The sequence below is a fragment of the Devosia sp. Root413D1 genome (genome assembly GCF_001425235.1).
Lineage (GTDB): Bacteria > Pseudomonadota > Alphaproteobacteria > Rhizobiales > Devosiaceae > Devosia_A.
Window position 1 is genome coordinate 782,515 of the sequence record NZ_LMEA01000001.1, and the last position, 14,159, is coordinate 796,673.

A 14,159-nucleotide genomic window follows, 5' to 3' on the forward strand; every position below is an offset into this window, starting at 1 on the left:
GGCTTTCTGTTTCGTGGCCCGGCCCCTCATCCGGCGCTACGCGCCACCTTCTCCCCGACGGGGAGAAGAATCCCGAGAGGCCGGAGCCAGGCACCATTCCTCTCCCCGTCGGGGAGAGGGTGGATCGCGCGAAGCGCGAGACGGGTGAGGGGTTCACCCACAGAAGTGAGATAAATGTCCCAACCCAAGCTCACCCTTTCCGGCGTCACCAAGTCCTTTCCCGGCGTGCGGGCGCTGCATGAGGTGAGCCTCGAGCTCTATCCGGGAGAGGTGACCGCGCTGATCGGCGAGAACGGCGCCGGCAAGTCGACGCTGGTGAAAGTCCTCACCGGCATCTACCAGCCCGATGCCGGCGAGATCGTGCTCGACGGCAAGCCGGTAAGCCTCAGCTCCGCCCACAAGGCGTTCGAGCTCGGCATCACCGCCATCCACCAGGAAACCGTGCTGTTCGACGATCTGAGCGTTGCCGAGAACATCTACCTGGGCCATGCGCCAAAAACCCGCTTCGGCACCATCGACTGGACGCTGATGCGCAGCAATGCCCGCCGCGTGCTCTCCGACATGGGCGCCGGCCACATCGATGCCGAGGCCCGGTTGCGCGACCTGTCGATCGCCAACAAGCACCTCGTCGCGGTCGCCCGCGCCATGTCGATCGACGCCGAAGTGGTGATCATGGACGAGCCGACTGCGGCGCTCTCCCACAAGGAGATCGAGGACCTGTTCGTCCTCATCGAGCTCTTGAAGGAGGACGGCAAGGCCGTGCTGTTCATCAGCCACAAGTTCGACGAGATCTACCGCATCGCCGACCGCTTCACCGTGTTCCGCGACGGCGAGATGGTCGGCAAGGGCCTGATCGGCGAGACGCCGCAGAACGACATTATCCGCATGATGGTCGGCCGCTCGGTCGATCACATCTTCCCCCAGCGGGCTCCGGCCATCGGCGACACGGTGCTGAAGCTCGATGGCCTGAGCCACCCCACCGAGTTCGACGATATCGGCTTCGAGCTCCGGCGCGGCGAGATCCTCGGCTTTTACGGCCTCGTCGGCGCCGGCCGCTCCGAGGTGATGCAGGCGATCTTCGGGCTGACCCGGACGTCACGTGGCGCGATGACGCTCGACGGCGCGCCGTTCGAGCCGCGCTCACCCGCCGACGCCATCGCAGCGGGCATCGTCTATGTGCCCGAGGAGCGCGGCAAGCAGGGCGTCGTGGTCGACCTGCCGATCGTCCAGAACGTCTCGCTGCCCTCGCTCAAGAAGACGTCGCGCCAGGGCTTTCTGCGGATGGCCGAGGAGTTTGCGCTGACCCGAAAATATACCGAGCGGCTCGACCTGCGCGCCGCCTCGCTGAGCCAGAACGCCGGCACGCTGTCGGGCGGCAACCAGCAGAAGGTGGTGATCGCCAAGTGGCTGGCGACGCAACCCAAGGTGATCATCCTCGACGAGCCGACCAAGGGCATCGATATCGGCTCCAAGGCCGCCGTCCACGCCTTCATGGCCGAACTGGTGGCCGAGGGGCTGGCGGTGATCATGGTCTCGTCCGAACTGCCCGAAGTGATGGGCATGTCCGACCGCGTCGTGGTGATGCGCGCCGGCCGCATCGACGCCGTGCTCGACAACCGGGACCTGACCGCCGACGGCCTGGTCAAGCGCGCCATCGGCGCCCATGAGGTGGCGGCATGATGCGCAACATCTTTGCGCTCGCGCCGCGCGTGCTGCGTCTTCGCGAGTTCTGGCTCGCCATCGGCATCGCCGTGATGATCGGCGCCATCGCCACCCGCGCCCCGAGCTTTGCTGCTCCGGCCAATCTTGCCGATATCTTCAACAACACCGCCATCCTGATGATCCTGGCGCTCGGCCAGATGGTGGTGATCCTGACCCGCTCGATCGACCTGTCGATTGCCGCCAACGTGGCGCTCTCGGGCATGGTCATCGCCCTGCTCAATTCCACCATGCCGTGGATCCCGGTGCCGCTGCTGATCGTCGCGGCGCCGCTGCTCGGGCTGGCGCTCGGCGCCATCAACGGCTTCCTCGTCTGGAAGCTCGATATCCCGGCGATCGTCGTAACGCTGGGCACCCTCACCATCTATCGCGGCACCACCTTTCTGGTCGCTGGCGGGCAGTGGGTGAACGCCGCCGAGATGACGCCTGACTTCATTTCCATCACCCGCCTTGAACTGCTCGGCCTGCCGCTGCTCAGCTGGTCCGCGGTGCTCATTGCCGCCGCCTTCTATGTGCTGATGACCCGCACACCGATCGGCCGCTCGATCTACGCCATTGGCGTCAACCCGACCGCCTCGGTCTATGCCGGCATCAACGTGGGGCGCACCAAGTTCATCGCCTTCTGTATCTCGGGGCTCGTCGCCGGGCTCTGCGGCTACCTCTGGGTGTCGCGTTACGTCATCGCCTCCTCCGAAACGGCAGTGGGCTATGAGCTGCAGGTGATCGCCGCCTGCGTTATCGGCGGCGTCTCGATCGCCGGTGGCGTCGGTACGGTCGGCAGTGCACTGCTCGGGGCGCTGTTCCTCGGCGTCATCAGCTCGGCTTTGCCGGTGATCGGTGTCTCACCGTTCTGGCAGATGGCCATTTCGGGCGCCGCGATCATCCTCGCCGTCATCCTCAACGCCCGCGCCGGCAAGAAGACCGGCCGCATCATTCTGAAGCGGGCGGAGGGAGGCGCAGCATGATGCACTGCTCGCTTGCCACCCACCGGGTCATTCCCGCGAAAGCGGGAACCTCCGTTTACCGGACCCTCGGCGCGCGCGAAAACAGAGTTTCCCGCTTTCGCGGGAATGACACCGCGTTTGGGGCTGGCCCCTTGGATTTCCTGAAGTGAACGACCAGACCCCCACCACCCGCCACGTTCCGGATCGGCTCGACAATCCGCTGCGCTCGGCGCTGTTCAGCTGGCCCAGTCTGCTGCTCGTCGTCGCGGTGGCGATCTTTATCGTCAACTCGCTGGCTTCGCCCTATTTCCTGTCGCCCTGGTCGCTCAGCGATGCGACCTTCAACTTCACCGAGAAGGCGCTGATCGCGCTCGCCATGGCGCTGCTGATCATCTCGGGCGAGATCGATCTGTCGGTCGCGGCAATCATCGCACTGGCCTCGACGGCGATGGGCTTTGCGCTGCAGTTCGGCATCGATACGCCGGGGCTTGTCGCCATCGGCATCGGCACGGGGCTCGCCTGCGGTGCCTTTAACGGCTTCCTCGTCACCCGGCTGGGGTTGCCTTCGATCGTCGTCACCATCGGCACGATGAGCCTGTTCCGCGGCATCAGCTTCATCGTCCTGGGCGACCAGGCCTTCAAGGGCTACCCCGAAAGCTTCGCCTTTTTCGGCCAGGGCTATGTCTGGTGGGTGGTGTCGTTCGAGTTCGTGCTCTTTATCGCAGCGGCCGCCATCTACTACGTGGCGCTGCACCGGACGAGCTTCGGCCGCCGCATCTTCGTCATCGGCAACAATGCGACCGCCGCCCAGTTCTCCGGCGTCCGCGTCGAGCGCGTCAAGTTCGTGCTGTTCTGTCTGACCGGGCTGATGGCCGGCATCGCCTCGGTGCTGCTGACCAGCCGCCTCGGCTCCACCCGTCCGTCGATCGCCCAGGGCTGGGAACTCGAGGTCATCACCATGGTTGTACTGGGTGGCGTCTCCATCCTTGGCGGCGCCGGTTCGATCGTCGGGGTGGTGATCGCCGCCTTCATCATGGGGCTTGTCACCTTCGGCCTCGGGCTCTTGAATGTCCCCGGTATCGTCATGTCGATCTTTATCGGACTGTTGCTCATCGTGGTGATCGCCCTGCCCATCGTCTACCGGATGGTTCGCAAGTGACCGTCAGCACCGTCGGGGTCATCGACATTGGCAAGTCCAATGCGAAAGTGGCGGTCGTCGATCTCGACAGCCGCACCGAGATCGCTGTGCGCAAGCGGCCGAATACTGTGCTGCGCGACGGCAAGTATCCGCATTTCGACATCGACGGCCTCTGGGACTTCGTCATCGGCGCATTGCGCGAGCTCAACGCCGAGTTCCCGCTCGACGCCATCAGCGTCACCACCCATGGCGCCTCGGCGGCGCTGCTCGACGCCGATGGCGAACTGTCGCTGCCGGTGCTCGATTACGAGTTCGCCGGTCCCGACCAGTTCTGGGGTGAGTACGACCGGGCCCGTCCGGATTTCTCCGAGAGCTTCACCCCGCGGCTGCCCGGCGGGCTCAATGTCGGAGCGCAGCTGTTCTGGCAGGCGCGGGCCTTTCCCGCCGAATTCGCCCGCACCCGCTGGATCCTGACCTATCCGCAATACTGGTCGTTCCGGCTGACCGGTGTCGCCGCCGAGGAGATCACCTCGCTCGGCTGCCACACCGACCTGTGGGACTTCACCACCAACCTCTATTCGTCGCTGGTGATGAAACAGGGGTGGCTCGAAAAGTTCGCCGAGGTGCGGCCGGCCTCCGACGTGCTCGGCGTGACCTTGCCCGAAGTGACGGCGGCGCTGGGGCTCAAGCGCCCGCTGCCGGTCTATTCCGGCATCCACGATTCCAACGCTTCGCTGCTGCCGCATCTCCTCGAGCGCGATCCGCCATTCGGGCTGGTCTCGACCGGGACCTGGGTGATCGTCGCTTCGCCCGGCGGCGACATCGACAATCTCGACCTCAAGCGCGACTGCCTCGCCAATATCGATGCGCTGGGCCGTCCGGTGCCGTCGGCGCGCTTCATGGGCGGGCGCGAATTCGAGATGCTGACCACGCCGCGCGAGCCCTCGGCCGAGACCATCGAGCGGGTACTGAACAAGGCGATCCTCCTGACCCCGTCGGTGGTGCAGGGTTCGGGCCCGTTCCCCGGGCGAGAGGCACAGTGGAGCCAGCCACGCGAAACGCTCGGCGATGACGAGGTCTATGTCGTGACCTCGTTCTACCTGGCGATGATGACAGCCGAATGCCTCAGGCTGACCGGCGCCGAGAACCACACGGTGGTCGAGGGACCATTCGCCGGCAACGCGCTCTATCTGCGGATGCTGGCGGCGGCGACCGGGCGGCCGGTGGAGCCGGTAAAGCGCAGCGCCACTGGCACCTCGATCGGCGCGGCGCTGCTGGCGCGAATGGATCGGCCGCGGCCCGACGGACATGCGCCGGTGCTGGTCGAGGGGGATGCTACGGCGGCAGCGTATGCGGCGGCGTGGCGAAAGCTGGTGAGCTAGCGTCCCCTCTCCCCTCTGGGGAGAGGGTTAGGGTGAGGGGTAGCCAAGCACTCCGAAGAGTGGTTAGCGCTTCAATTGCTCACGCATGGTCCGGTGCGCTTGGCGCCCCTCACCCCAGCCCTCTCCCCAGAGGGGCGAGGGGGCGCGGTGGCACTGCCGGTGCAACACCTGCGGCGAGCGCTTCACGGATCACGCTTCCGGACGCAGTGCGTCGCGGACGGCCGCCTCGGCGGCTTCGATCGATGCAAACACCTGGCCATCCACTCCGAACGCGTCGAGCTTGACGGCGAGGAAGCGGAAACCGGCATCGTGCGCGACCAGGACGCCCTTTGGTTCACCGTCGATATCGACAGCTATGGGCTTGGCGCTATGTGGCTTTTCGAAGTGGGCATGCTGCATGGAATGACCTCCATCGGCACGTCTCTGGGGACGGCCGGGGTGTTACCTGAACTGTGAGACGAATGGGTGACAGAGGTCACATTCGTTTGGGTCGGTAACACCCGTTGGAGCGATCTACCCATTTACCAATAAGCCCGGTTTGGAGAGTGGTGCGAATAGCGAAGTGCATGTTCGTCTCCTTCCGGCGGCCGATGGCCTGGGTGATTCCAATGCGGACGAGACTAGCTCGTCGCCCGCAGCTTTTGTGTGGCGAAGCTGAGTCCGCCATCGGGTACTTGTACGGCGTCGAGGCCCCGAGGTCTATCCGGCTTTCGTCGACGCTGGCGGAAAGATAGGTGAGCCTCGGCGGTTTCGCCAGCCCCAGCCGTTCCAAATAGCTAGCATGAAAGCGAAATTTCCTGCCCGGCAGATTCGATCGGACGAAAACTTCAGAGCGTGGCGAGCAGCGCCTCCCCGCGCGGCGACAGCCGGTAGCCGACTTCGAGGCTGATGGTTAGCCCGAGCGCCTTGAGCTTGCGGATGTTGAGCTTGAACTCGGCTCGCTCTATGCCGGCGCTTTCGGCGAGCGTGGTGGAGACGATGCCGGGATGGTCGGCGATCAGTTGCAGTGCCTGTTTCGTCCACGGCGCCGGCGCCGCCTTGTCGAGCTTCAGCAACCTGACTGCCAGCGTCTCCAACTCGAGAGCATCTGGTTCGGCTTCGCGCAGCGCCTCGCGCGGGTCGGGTCCGGCGGGGTGGAGGCGAATACGGTAGCAGGTGCCCTGCTGCGCCTCGAACATGGCGATGACGCCAGCCCGGTCCTTGTAGCCGGCAGCGCGCGCCTCGTCCTCGGTGACTTCGCCCGGCTCGATCGCTTCGACCGAATCGATGCCGACCATGCCGAGCGCCGTCCGTACCGTACCGCCGGGCTTCACCGTCGGCTTCTTCCAGCGGCGGAAGGCCAGCGTGCACTGGCCGCCAAAAATGGCTTCGAGGTCTTTGGTGCGGAACAGCATGGGCCGAACTCTACCCGGAGTTTCACTCGACGCAACGGTTGCTACGAAAGTATGCCAACCGGATAAGGGGCGTGGGCTTCCCGCCTTGAAATCGATTGCATAACATGTTGAGCTACGCCTGAGCGGATCCTGGGGGAGCATCGCCGCTCACCCAAAATGCCTCGCGAGTAGGCACCATCCGTTCGAGGGAGGACATCGTTGGCCGATACGGAGACGCGCGACAACAAGCGCGCCAAGGCTCGCCAGCCGCGTCGCGCCGCCGGCAAGCCGGGCGGCAAACCGACCCTGCGCACCATTGCCGAAATGACCGGGCTCGCCATCACCACGATTTCGCGGGCCCTCAACAACGCCCCGGAGCTGTCCGAGGAAACCCGCGTCCGGGTGCAGAAGATCGCAGCCGAGGTCGGCTATGTGCCCGACCGCACGGCCCTGAGGCTGAAGACCGGGCGCACCCATGTGGTCAGCCTGATTCTCGACCCGCATGATGAAATCCTCGGCTTCGGCCAGTCGATGGTGTCGGGGCTGACCGAGGCGTTGCGCGGCACGCCCTATCATCTGGTCATCACCCCGATGTTCACCGGCGGCGCGCCGATCGACCCGATCCGCTATATCCTGCGTAACAAGGCAGCGGACGGAGTGATCTTCTCGCGCACCCAGCCGGACGACGACCGGGTGAAGCTGTTGATGGAAGAGAACTTCCCCTTCGTCTCGCATGGCCGCACGGCTTTCCCCTCGGCCCACCCCTATGTCGACTACGACAACTATGCCTTCGCCCACCATGCGGTGATGCGGCTCAAGGCCAAGGGCTGCCGCAAGGTGACGATCATCCTGCCGCCCGACCGCTTCAGCTTCGGCCACCACCTGCGCGATGGCTTCATGGCGGCGATCCGCGAGACTGGGCTCGACTATGAAATCATCGATGGCGCGACGCTCGATAACACCGCCGACCAGATCCGCCTTGCCACCATGCGGCGGATCGCCGAACCGGATGCGCCGGACGGCTTCATCTGCACCGGCGATGCCGCGGCTCTGTCGATCATGGCCGGAATCACCGATGCCGGCTTCGAGATCGGCAAGGACGTGCAGATGGTGGTGAAGCAGACCTCCGGCATCTTCAGCCAGGTGCGGCCCAAGGTCGACGCCATCTTCGAGGACACGGCGCTGGCCGGCAAGCAGATGGGCGAACTGCTGCTCCGCCGCATCAATGGCGAACCGGCCGAGCAATTGCAGATCCTGCATGAGCCGGAGATCTGGTTTTAGCGGACGTCGACTGGCTGTAGCGCGTGTGGCCACCCCCACCCTTGATCCCTCCCCACAAGGGGACGCGGTAGCGCCCTGAGGGGAGGGAGATTCGACTGCAAGCTCTCGGTTCCTGCGTCTCCCTCCCCCTTGTGGGGAGGGCAGCAAGGCTTGTGAGCGAAGCGAACTAGCGTCGCTGGGTGGGGGTAGCACCACGCTCAGGGTTTAGCCGGCGCCTACCGCCCACCCTCGATCTTCCGGTGCCGCTGGTTCACCCCGCCCTTGCCATAGGGATAGTCGGCGACTTCGGGGGCGCTGGCGTCGGTGAGCTGCTGAGTGTGCTCGGCATCGAGCTTGAGACCCGCGGCCGCCAGGTTGTCGGCGAGCTGTTCGCGGGTGCGGGCGCCGAGGATCACCGAAGTGACGGCCGGGCGATCGGCGAGCCAGGCGAGCGCCACCCGCGCCATCGGGACACCGAGCGATTTTGCCACCGCTTCGACGGCAGCGATGACGCGCCAGGTCCGTTCCTGCTCATTGCGCGGTCCATACGATTCCTGCCCGCGGTTGGGGTTTTCCCCCAGCCGTGTTGAACCCGTCGGCATCTGGTCGCGCTTGTACTTGCCGGTGAGCCAGCCGCCGCCGAGCGGCGACCAGGGCAGGAGCCCGATATTGGCGTCGAGCGCCGCCGGTACGATCTCGTGCTCGATATCGCGGACCAGGAGGTTGTAGTGCGGCTGCAGCGTGATCGGCGGCGCGAGACCGCCGGCTTTGGCGATCCACGACGCCTTGGTCAGCTGCCAGCCGATGAAGTTGGAAAAGCCGTAATAGCCGATCTTGCCGTTGCGGATGGCGTCGTCGAGGAACCTCAGCGTCTCCTCCAGCGGGGTCAGCGCATCGAAGGCGTGCATCTGGTAGAGGTCGATATGTTCAACCCCGAGCCGGCTCAGCGAGGCGTCGAGCGCCTGGTTGAGATGACGGCGCGACAGCCCCAGATCGTTCGGCCCGTCGCCCATCGGGAAGCGCGCCTTGGTGGTGACCAGCACCTGTTTGGCCGCCTCCGGCCGGGCCTTCAGCCAGCGCCCGACGATCTCTTCCGATGTGCCGGCCGAATAGACGTCGGCGGTGTCGAGGAAATTGCCGCCCGCCGCCACATAGTCGTCCATCAGCTGGAACGATGTCGCCTCATCCGCCTCGGCCCCGAACGTCATGGTGCCCAAGGTCTGCGATGAGACAATGGCGCCGCTATTGCCGAGCTTACGATACTGCATGATTTCCCTCGATCGATTGAATCGCTTCAAGCGACTTCATAGTCGGTGCGGGTGTCATGGTCGAGTTGAACTATCGAAGGGTGGGGGTGGCCATCAGGCTGGCCGCGGCTCAGCCGATGGCGCAGATCCGCGACCCGTCCGACTGCCTTGTGTTCCCGAGGAGCGGGCAGCCTGGCTTGACCATTACTCCGGGATTGCTGGTGTCGAACGGCCGCCATAGGACTTGTCGATCAGGGTGACGTTGTTGCCGTGCAGCCAGCGATAGGGCTCGTGCATGGCGAGAACGCCGCGATCGATCCAGGGCTGGATGAAGCTTTCGAGCGGGGCGGTCAGGTAGTCCGGCTCGTCCTTCCGCTTCAGCAACTGGACATTGTAGTCGAGGATCGCCTCGGTGAACTCCTGCGTATAGCCGCCATTGTCGATGACCTCGAACCGGCCGTGGCAGGGGTAGATGGATCTGGCGTCCATCGCCAGCAGCGAGCGATAGGTCATGATCTGCGCCGCGATTTCGCTGGTCATGGCCGGCGTGTTGAACGTCACCGTGTCCTCCACCGCATCAGCGGCGAGCAGGATCTTGTCCTTGGGCAGGTAGGCGACGAGGTGGCCGAGCTGGTGCACGAAGGTCTCGATCAGCTCGATCTGCAGGTCCTTGAGCCACACCGTCATCCGCCCATCGAACGTGCGGTTCGGCAGCACGACTTCCTTGACGCCGGGATAGTTCGGATCGCCCGCGCCCCAGATCTCGCCGCTCAGCATCTGCGGTGCATAGGCCTGCAGCTTCCAGCGGGTGCGATTGGTCGCGATGATATCGGCGTTCTTATACAGGTAGTTGCCGGCGATGTGGTCGCAGTCCCAGTGCGAGTTGATCACCGAGACATGCTTGATCCCCATCTCGCGGATATAGGCGTCGATGGCTTCCATCTGCTCGCCATAGACCATGGTGTCGAAGACGATGGCGCTGTCGCCGCGGTGCAGCACGTAGTTGCAGACACCGAGCTTCATGTCGATGTTGCCCTTTATCCACTCTGGATAGTCGGCGATGTCGCGGCCATCGTAGAAGCAGATCAGGTAGTCGTTGATGTGCGAAACGCGCAGCTTCGGCACGAAGGGTTCGCGGACGATGTCCGTCTTGCTCGGCATGATGCCTCCGGTCACTTGATGAGATAGGGGCGGTCATCTTCCTGGTCGTGCTTTCGAGGCGGAAAAATCTGCAATCCCCGCCTTCGCGAGGACAGGCATTTTCCTGAAAGCACTCGGCGACGACCGCCCGGATGGTCACTCGGCCCAGCGCACCGAGCCGTAGTCGATATTGCCCGGCGCATAGGCGGCGCGGAGGTCGAGATCGACGAGGCCCTTGGGGGCGACCACCACGTCGTCGACGCCGACCAGCGGGATGAACAGGCCATTGTCGAAATACAGATGCCCTGCCTTCTCGTAGAGCGCGTTGCGCGCCGTGATATCGGTCAGCGTACCGGCTTGCTGCAGCAGCGCATCGGCCTCGGGCAGGCCGCGGCCGTAGAAGTTGATCGGCGCGCCTGAGGCAAAGAAGATGCCTGACTGGTTCTCGGGATGGAGCGCATCCGGGGTCAGCTTGCCGATGTAGAAGTCGGGGCCATCCGGATTGTCCTTGAGCCCGAATGCGGCGCCCTGCGGCAGGATGGTGACAGTGGCGTTGATGCCGATGCTGGCGAGCTGCGCGACCAGCAGGTCGCCGACACGGCCGAGCGCGTTCGACTCTTCGGTGCTGATGCCGATGGTGAGGGTGACCGGCCCCTTGGCCGTGACCGTGGCCTTGGCGGCTTCGAGGTCAGCAGGGAACACGACCGGGGCTACCGGGTCGAGCATGGCCTCGGGATAGACCGACTTGGCCGGATGGCCGAAGGCGCCGAAGGCGTCTGCCACCCAGGTCGCCGGGTTGATGGCGGTGAGGAAGGCCTTGAGGACTTCAGGGTCGGCAAGCGGCCCGGTCGGCTTCACGAAGCCGATGATTTCCGATGTGCTGGGCGCCGCAGTTGCTTCGAGCTCGGGCGGAAGCGAGGCGAGCTGGGCCCACGGGTAGTTGGCGGGAACCGCGTCGGTTTCCTGCGCCTGCAGGTTCAGCACCTGCTGGCCGATATCGGGCACCAGTGGCAGCTCGATGGTCGAGAAGAACGGCGCCTTGCCGTAGTAGCTGTCATTGCGCTCGAGCGTGTAGCCCTGGCCGCGCTCGAAGCTCGTGAGCTTGAACGGCCCGGTGCCGTCGGCGTTGCTGTCGAGCCACGCGCCAGCCGCCTTGCCACCGCCATTGTCGGCGAGCGCCTTGGGGCTGATGACCTTGGGGCCCCAGGGGCTCGCGAAACTGTCGAGCAGCGAGGGCTGCGGCATGCCGAGCGTGATGACGACGGTCTTGTCGTCCGGTGCGGCGATGTCCTTCACGTTCCACAGGAAGTAGCTGAGGATCAGCTCGCTGTCGCGGCGACGCTCGAACGAGGTTTTGACCGCTGCGGCGTTGAATGGGGTGCCATCATGGAAGCTCGCGCCCTCGACGAGATTGAACGTGTAGGTGAGGCCATCGTCCGAGATGGTCCAGTCCTTGGCGAGGAGGCCGCGGATTTCGGCGCTGCCCGGCACGTATTCGACGAGACCCTCGTAGACATTGTTGATGGCGGCGAGGCCGTCCATCTCGAAGGCATTGTCCGGATCGAACGAGTCGAAGTCGGTGGCGATCGGCAGGCGCAGGGTTTCCTGGGCCTGGACAGCGCCAGCGGACAGGATGGCGAGAAGTGCAGCGCCGGCAAGCAGCCGGCCCGTGACGTGGCTGAATGGTTTCATTGTTGACGACATGAGTCGCTCCCTTGAACAGGGATCGACGGACCATCGTCGCCAATCCCTTGGCTTACGAGGTCTCCCGGGCTTTTGTCCCGCCGTGCGTCCGGCGGACTGTGGCGCCCGCCGGTGGCAGCTCTCGGACCAGACACGCAAAAAGCGTCGGAACCCTAGCCACCAGTCTCGGGGATGACGATGCAAGGGTCATGCCAGTGGTGTGGAATAGGTAAGGGGTTGGAATTGCTGACGATTGCGACCGCGATGGGCGACATCAGCGGTTAGATATGACCAAAAAATATGCGGTAGAGCAAATCTGCACAATTGTAAGGCGTGATGTGGCTCGTTGTATGACGAGATGGTGCAGTGGTCCTCCCCTGCGCAGCGGGGAGGACCACTGAGAGACCGAGGCTTACTAAAGCGCGATCCGCGGGTCCGCCACCGACTGCAGCACTTCCACCAGCATCGTGACGAGGATGTAGAACGCCCCGAACACCATGGCGATGCCGAGCACCGCCGGCAGGTCGGAACTCCCGAACGACTGCACGGTGTAAAGACCGAGTCCCGGCCACGAGAAGATGCGCTCGACGATCAGGAGGTTCCCGTACAGCAGGCCGACCTGCAGCCCGAGCATGGCGAGCGGGGCCGAGGCGGCGTTGCGCAGGCCGTGGCGGAAGAAGATGCGGCCGCCGCTGAGGCCCTTGCCGCGCGCGGTGCGGATATAGGGTTGGCGCATCACATCGACGAGTGCCGAGTTGAGCGAGCGACCCACCGAAATGGCGATCGGGACCGACAGGGCCAGTGCCGGCAGGAAGAGGTGCCAGATGGCATTGAGGGCGATGTCGGGACGTCCCAGCAGCAGCCCGTCGAGGACGAAGAAGCCGGTCGGTCCGGTGAAGCGGCGGATGTCGAGGCGACCGCTGCCGGGGAACCAGCCGAGCTTGAACCAGAGGAAATAGGCGAGCAGCAGCGCGGTCAGGAAGATCGGGAACGAGCCTGCCGCCAGCATGCCGAGCCGTACGCCGCCCGAGCGGGTCATCGTCGTCTGCGCAAAGGCGAGGAGGAACGCGAAGCTGGTGCCCAGCAGCATGGCGAAGACGATCAGCTCGAGCGAGGCCGGACCGTATTTCAGCACATCGGCGGCGATCGGCTGCCGGGTGCGGATCGAGGTGCCGAGATCGCCCTGTGCGAGGCGGCTCATGAACTGCCCGTATTGCACCAGCAGCGGCTGATCGAGGCCGAGTTCGGCGCGGATGCGCTCGATCGTTTCGACCGGCGCCGAGGGGCCGGCAAGGGCGCGGGCCGGGTCAGCCGGAATGATCGCCTGGAGGCAGAAGACGATGAAGCTCATCACCACGAGGACGAGGACGAGGCCGCCGAGGCGTTTGGCGAGATATGCCAGCATGTCATGCACCTCGAAGGGCGGAGCGGATGCCGTCGCCGGCGAGGTTGGCGAGGATCGACATTACGAAGATCACCAGCGCCGGGATGATGGGCAGCCACCAGTAGACGGTGAGGCTGTCGACCGAGCGTGAGGTCATGGCGCCGAGTTCGGGGGCCGGGGCGGGGAGGCCGAGGCCGAGGAAGGAGATCACCGACAGGGTCAGGATGATGTTGGCGACATCGAGCGTCGCCGCCACCGCCAGCGCCGGCACCGCCCCCGGCAAGAGGTAGCGCAACATCAGGCGCGAGCCCTTCACCCCGGCGATGCGGGCTGCCTCGACATGCGGCCGGGCCCGGATGCGGCGGACTTCGTCGCGGGCCATGCGGGCATACCACGGCCACCAGAAGATGGTGATGGCGATCATGGTGTTGATGAGGCCGGGCCCGAGCGCCGCGACGACAGCGAGGGCGATCAGCGTCGAGGGGAGCACGAGGAACAGCTCCACCACTCGCTGCAGCAGCGCATCGACCCAGCCGCCGACCATGCCGGCGAAGACGCCGATCACCGTGCCGATGAGCAAGGCGATGCCGATGACGGCGAGGCCCGGGAGCCAAGTGTAGCGGACACCGAGGACGACGCGCGAGAACAGGTCGCGGCCGATTTCGTCGGTGCCGAACCAGTGCGCGGCGTCGGGCGGCAGGTAGGCGGCGGCGACGCGCAGCATCGGGTCGTAGGGTACGAAAAACGGGCCAAAGATGGCGACGAGCGTGATGACGAACACACCGGCAAGGCCGATGCGTTCGAGCCAGCCGACGCGGCGGAGCCACGCGAAGGCGGGGGGTGCGGTGGGGGCGGAGAGTTCGGTTGCGAGGGCCATTGTCGGTCTCGG

At 65.1% G+C, this 14,159-nt stretch carries 12 protein-coding genes and 1 riboswitch; of the genes, 5 read left to right on the forward strand and 7 right to left on the reverse strand.

The features are described from left to right. Positions 1-174 precede the first annotated feature (174 nt). The 4 genes from ASC89_RS03730 to ASC89_RS03745 all read left to right on the forward strand — a co-directional run bounded on the left by ASC89_RS03730 (position 175) and on the right by ASC89_RS03745 (position 5,183). Positions 175-1,680, forward strand: a complete 1,506-nt coding sequence (locus ASC89_RS03730; protein WP_055994667.1) for a sugar ABC transporter ATP-binding protein — start codon at positions 175-177, stop codon at positions 1,678-1,680. Further along, entirely contained in the window at positions 1,677-2,684 is a 1,008-nt protein-coding gene (locus ASC89_RS03735; RefSeq protein ID WP_244488388.1) for an ABC transporter permease, read from the forward strand. The genes ASC89_RS03730 and ASC89_RS03735 overlap by 4 nt, the downstream gene beginning before the upstream one ends. A 145-nt stretch (positions 2,685-2,829) precedes the next feature. Continuing rightward, a complete protein-coding gene (locus tag ASC89_RS03740; protein ID WP_055873606.1) occupies positions 2,830-3,822 on the forward strand; it encodes an ABC transporter permease in 993 nt (330 codons plus the stop codon). Then, positions 3,819-5,183: an FGGY-family carbohydrate kinase gene (locus ASC89_RS03745; protein WP_055994669.1), complete on the forward strand. Its 1,365-nt coding sequence runs from the start codon at positions 3,819-3,821 to the stop codon at positions 5,181-5,183. Before ASC89_RS03740 ends, ASC89_RS03745 begins: the two co-directional genes overlap by 4 nt. Positions 5,184-5,372: 189 nt before the next feature. Here ASC89_RS03745 and ASC89_RS03750 read toward each other — a convergent pair whose 3' ends face one another. After that, complete coding sequence (locus tag ASC89_RS03750) at positions 5,373-5,582, reverse strand: hypothetical protein (RefSeq protein WP_055873599.1); 210 nt, start codon at positions 5,580-5,582, stop codon at positions 5,373-5,375. A gap of 428 nt (positions 5,583-6,010) precedes the next feature. After that, entirely contained in the window at positions 6,011-6,577 is a 567-nt protein-coding gene (locus tag ASC89_RS03755) for an ASCH domain-containing protein (RefSeq protein ID WP_055873596.1), read from the reverse strand. A 285-nt stretch (positions 6,578-6,862) separates the two neighbouring features. Here ASC89_RS03755 and ASC89_RS03760 point away from each other — a divergent pair, with 285 nt between their 5' ends. Continuing rightward, positions 6,863-7,837 (forward strand): LacI family DNA-binding transcriptional regulator, encoded by a 975-nt coding sequence (locus tag ASC89_RS03760; RefSeq protein WP_407065054.1) that lies wholly within the window; start codon positions 6,863-6,865, stop codon positions 7,835-7,837. Between the two features lie 215 nt (positions 7,838-8,052). Here the strand turns inward: ASC89_RS03760 and ASC89_RS03765 are convergent, their stop codons facing one another. The 5 genes from ASC89_RS03765 to ASC89_RS03785 all read right to left on the reverse strand — a co-directional run bounded on the left by ASC89_RS03765 (position 8,053) and on the right by ASC89_RS03785 (position 14,147). Beyond that, positions 8,053-9,084, reverse strand: a complete 1,032-nt coding sequence (locus tag ASC89_RS03765) for an aldo/keto reductase (RefSeq protein WP_055873590.1) — start codon at positions 9,082-9,084, stop codon at positions 8,053-8,055. Positions 9,085-9,267: 183 nt separating this feature from the next. Beyond that, the gene (locus tag ASC89_RS03770; RefSeq protein WP_055994677.1) at positions 9,268-10,224 is read right to left on the reverse strand and encodes an MBL fold metallo-hydrolase; all 957 of its coding nucleotides are present in this window, start codon (positions 10,222-10,224) and stop codon (positions 9,268-9,270) included. Positions 10,225-10,359: 135 nt separating this feature from the next. Then, a complete protein-coding gene (locus ASC89_RS03775) occupies positions 10,360-11,907 on the reverse strand; it encodes an ABC transporter substrate-binding protein (protein WP_082533153.1) in 1,548 nt (515 codons plus the stop codon). 59 nt (positions 11,908-11,966) lie between these two features. Further along, positions 11,967-12,074, reverse strand: a riboswitch (guanidine-I (ykkC/yxkD leader). Positions 12,075-12,301: 227 nt separating this feature from the next. After that, the gene (locus tag ASC89_RS03780) at positions 12,302-13,291 is read right to left on the reverse strand and encodes an ABC transporter permease (RefSeq protein WP_055873581.1); all 990 of its coding nucleotides are present in this window, start codon (positions 13,289-13,291) and stop codon (positions 12,302-12,304) included. Between the two features lies 1 nt (position 13,292). Then, positions 13,293-14,147: an ABC transporter permease gene (locus ASC89_RS03785; RefSeq protein ID WP_055994683.1), complete on the reverse strand. Its 855-nt coding sequence runs from the start codon at positions 14,145-14,147 to the stop codon at positions 13,293-13,295. Positions 14,148-14,159: the final 12 nt, after the last annotated feature.

Excerpts from the sequence above, each read along its gene's own strand:
- ASC89_RS03730 (WP_055994667.1), top strand. The coding sequence starts at position 175 with ATGTCCCAACCCAAGCTCACCCTTTCCGGCGTCACCAAGTCCTTTCCC.
- ASC89_RS03735 (WP_244488388.1), top strand. The coding sequence starts at position 1,677 with ATGATGCGCAACATCTTTGCGCTCGCGCCGCGCGTGCTGCGTCTTCGC.
- ASC89_RS03750 (WP_055873599.1), bottom strand. The coding sequence starts at position 5,582 with ATGCAGCATGCCCACTTCGAAAAGCCACATAGCGCCAAGCCCATAGCT.
- ASC89_RS03755 (WP_055873596.1), bottom strand. The coding sequence starts at position 6,577 with ATGCTGTTCCGCACCAAAGACCTCGAAGCCATTTTTGGCGGCCAGTGC.
- ASC89_RS03765 (WP_055873590.1), bottom strand. The coding sequence starts at position 9,084 with ATGCAGTATCGTAAGCTCGGCAATAGCGGCGCCATTGTCTCATCGCAG.
- ASC89_RS03770 (WP_055994677.1), bottom strand. The coding sequence starts at position 10,224 with ATGCCGAGCAAGACGGACATCGTCCGCGAACCCTTCGTGCCGAAGCTG.
- ASC89_RS03775 (WP_082533153.1), bottom strand. The coding sequence starts at position 11,907 with ATGTCGTCAACAATGAAACCATTCAGCCACGTCACGGGCCGGCTGCTT.
- ASC89_RS03780 (WP_055873581.1), bottom strand. The coding sequence starts at position 13,291 with ATGCTGGCATATCTCGCCAAACGCCTCGGCGGCCTCGTCCTCGTCCTC.
- ASC89_RS03785 (WP_055994683.1), bottom strand. The coding sequence starts at position 14,147 with ATGGCCCTCGCAACCGAACTCTCCGCCCCCACCGCACCCCCCGCCTTC.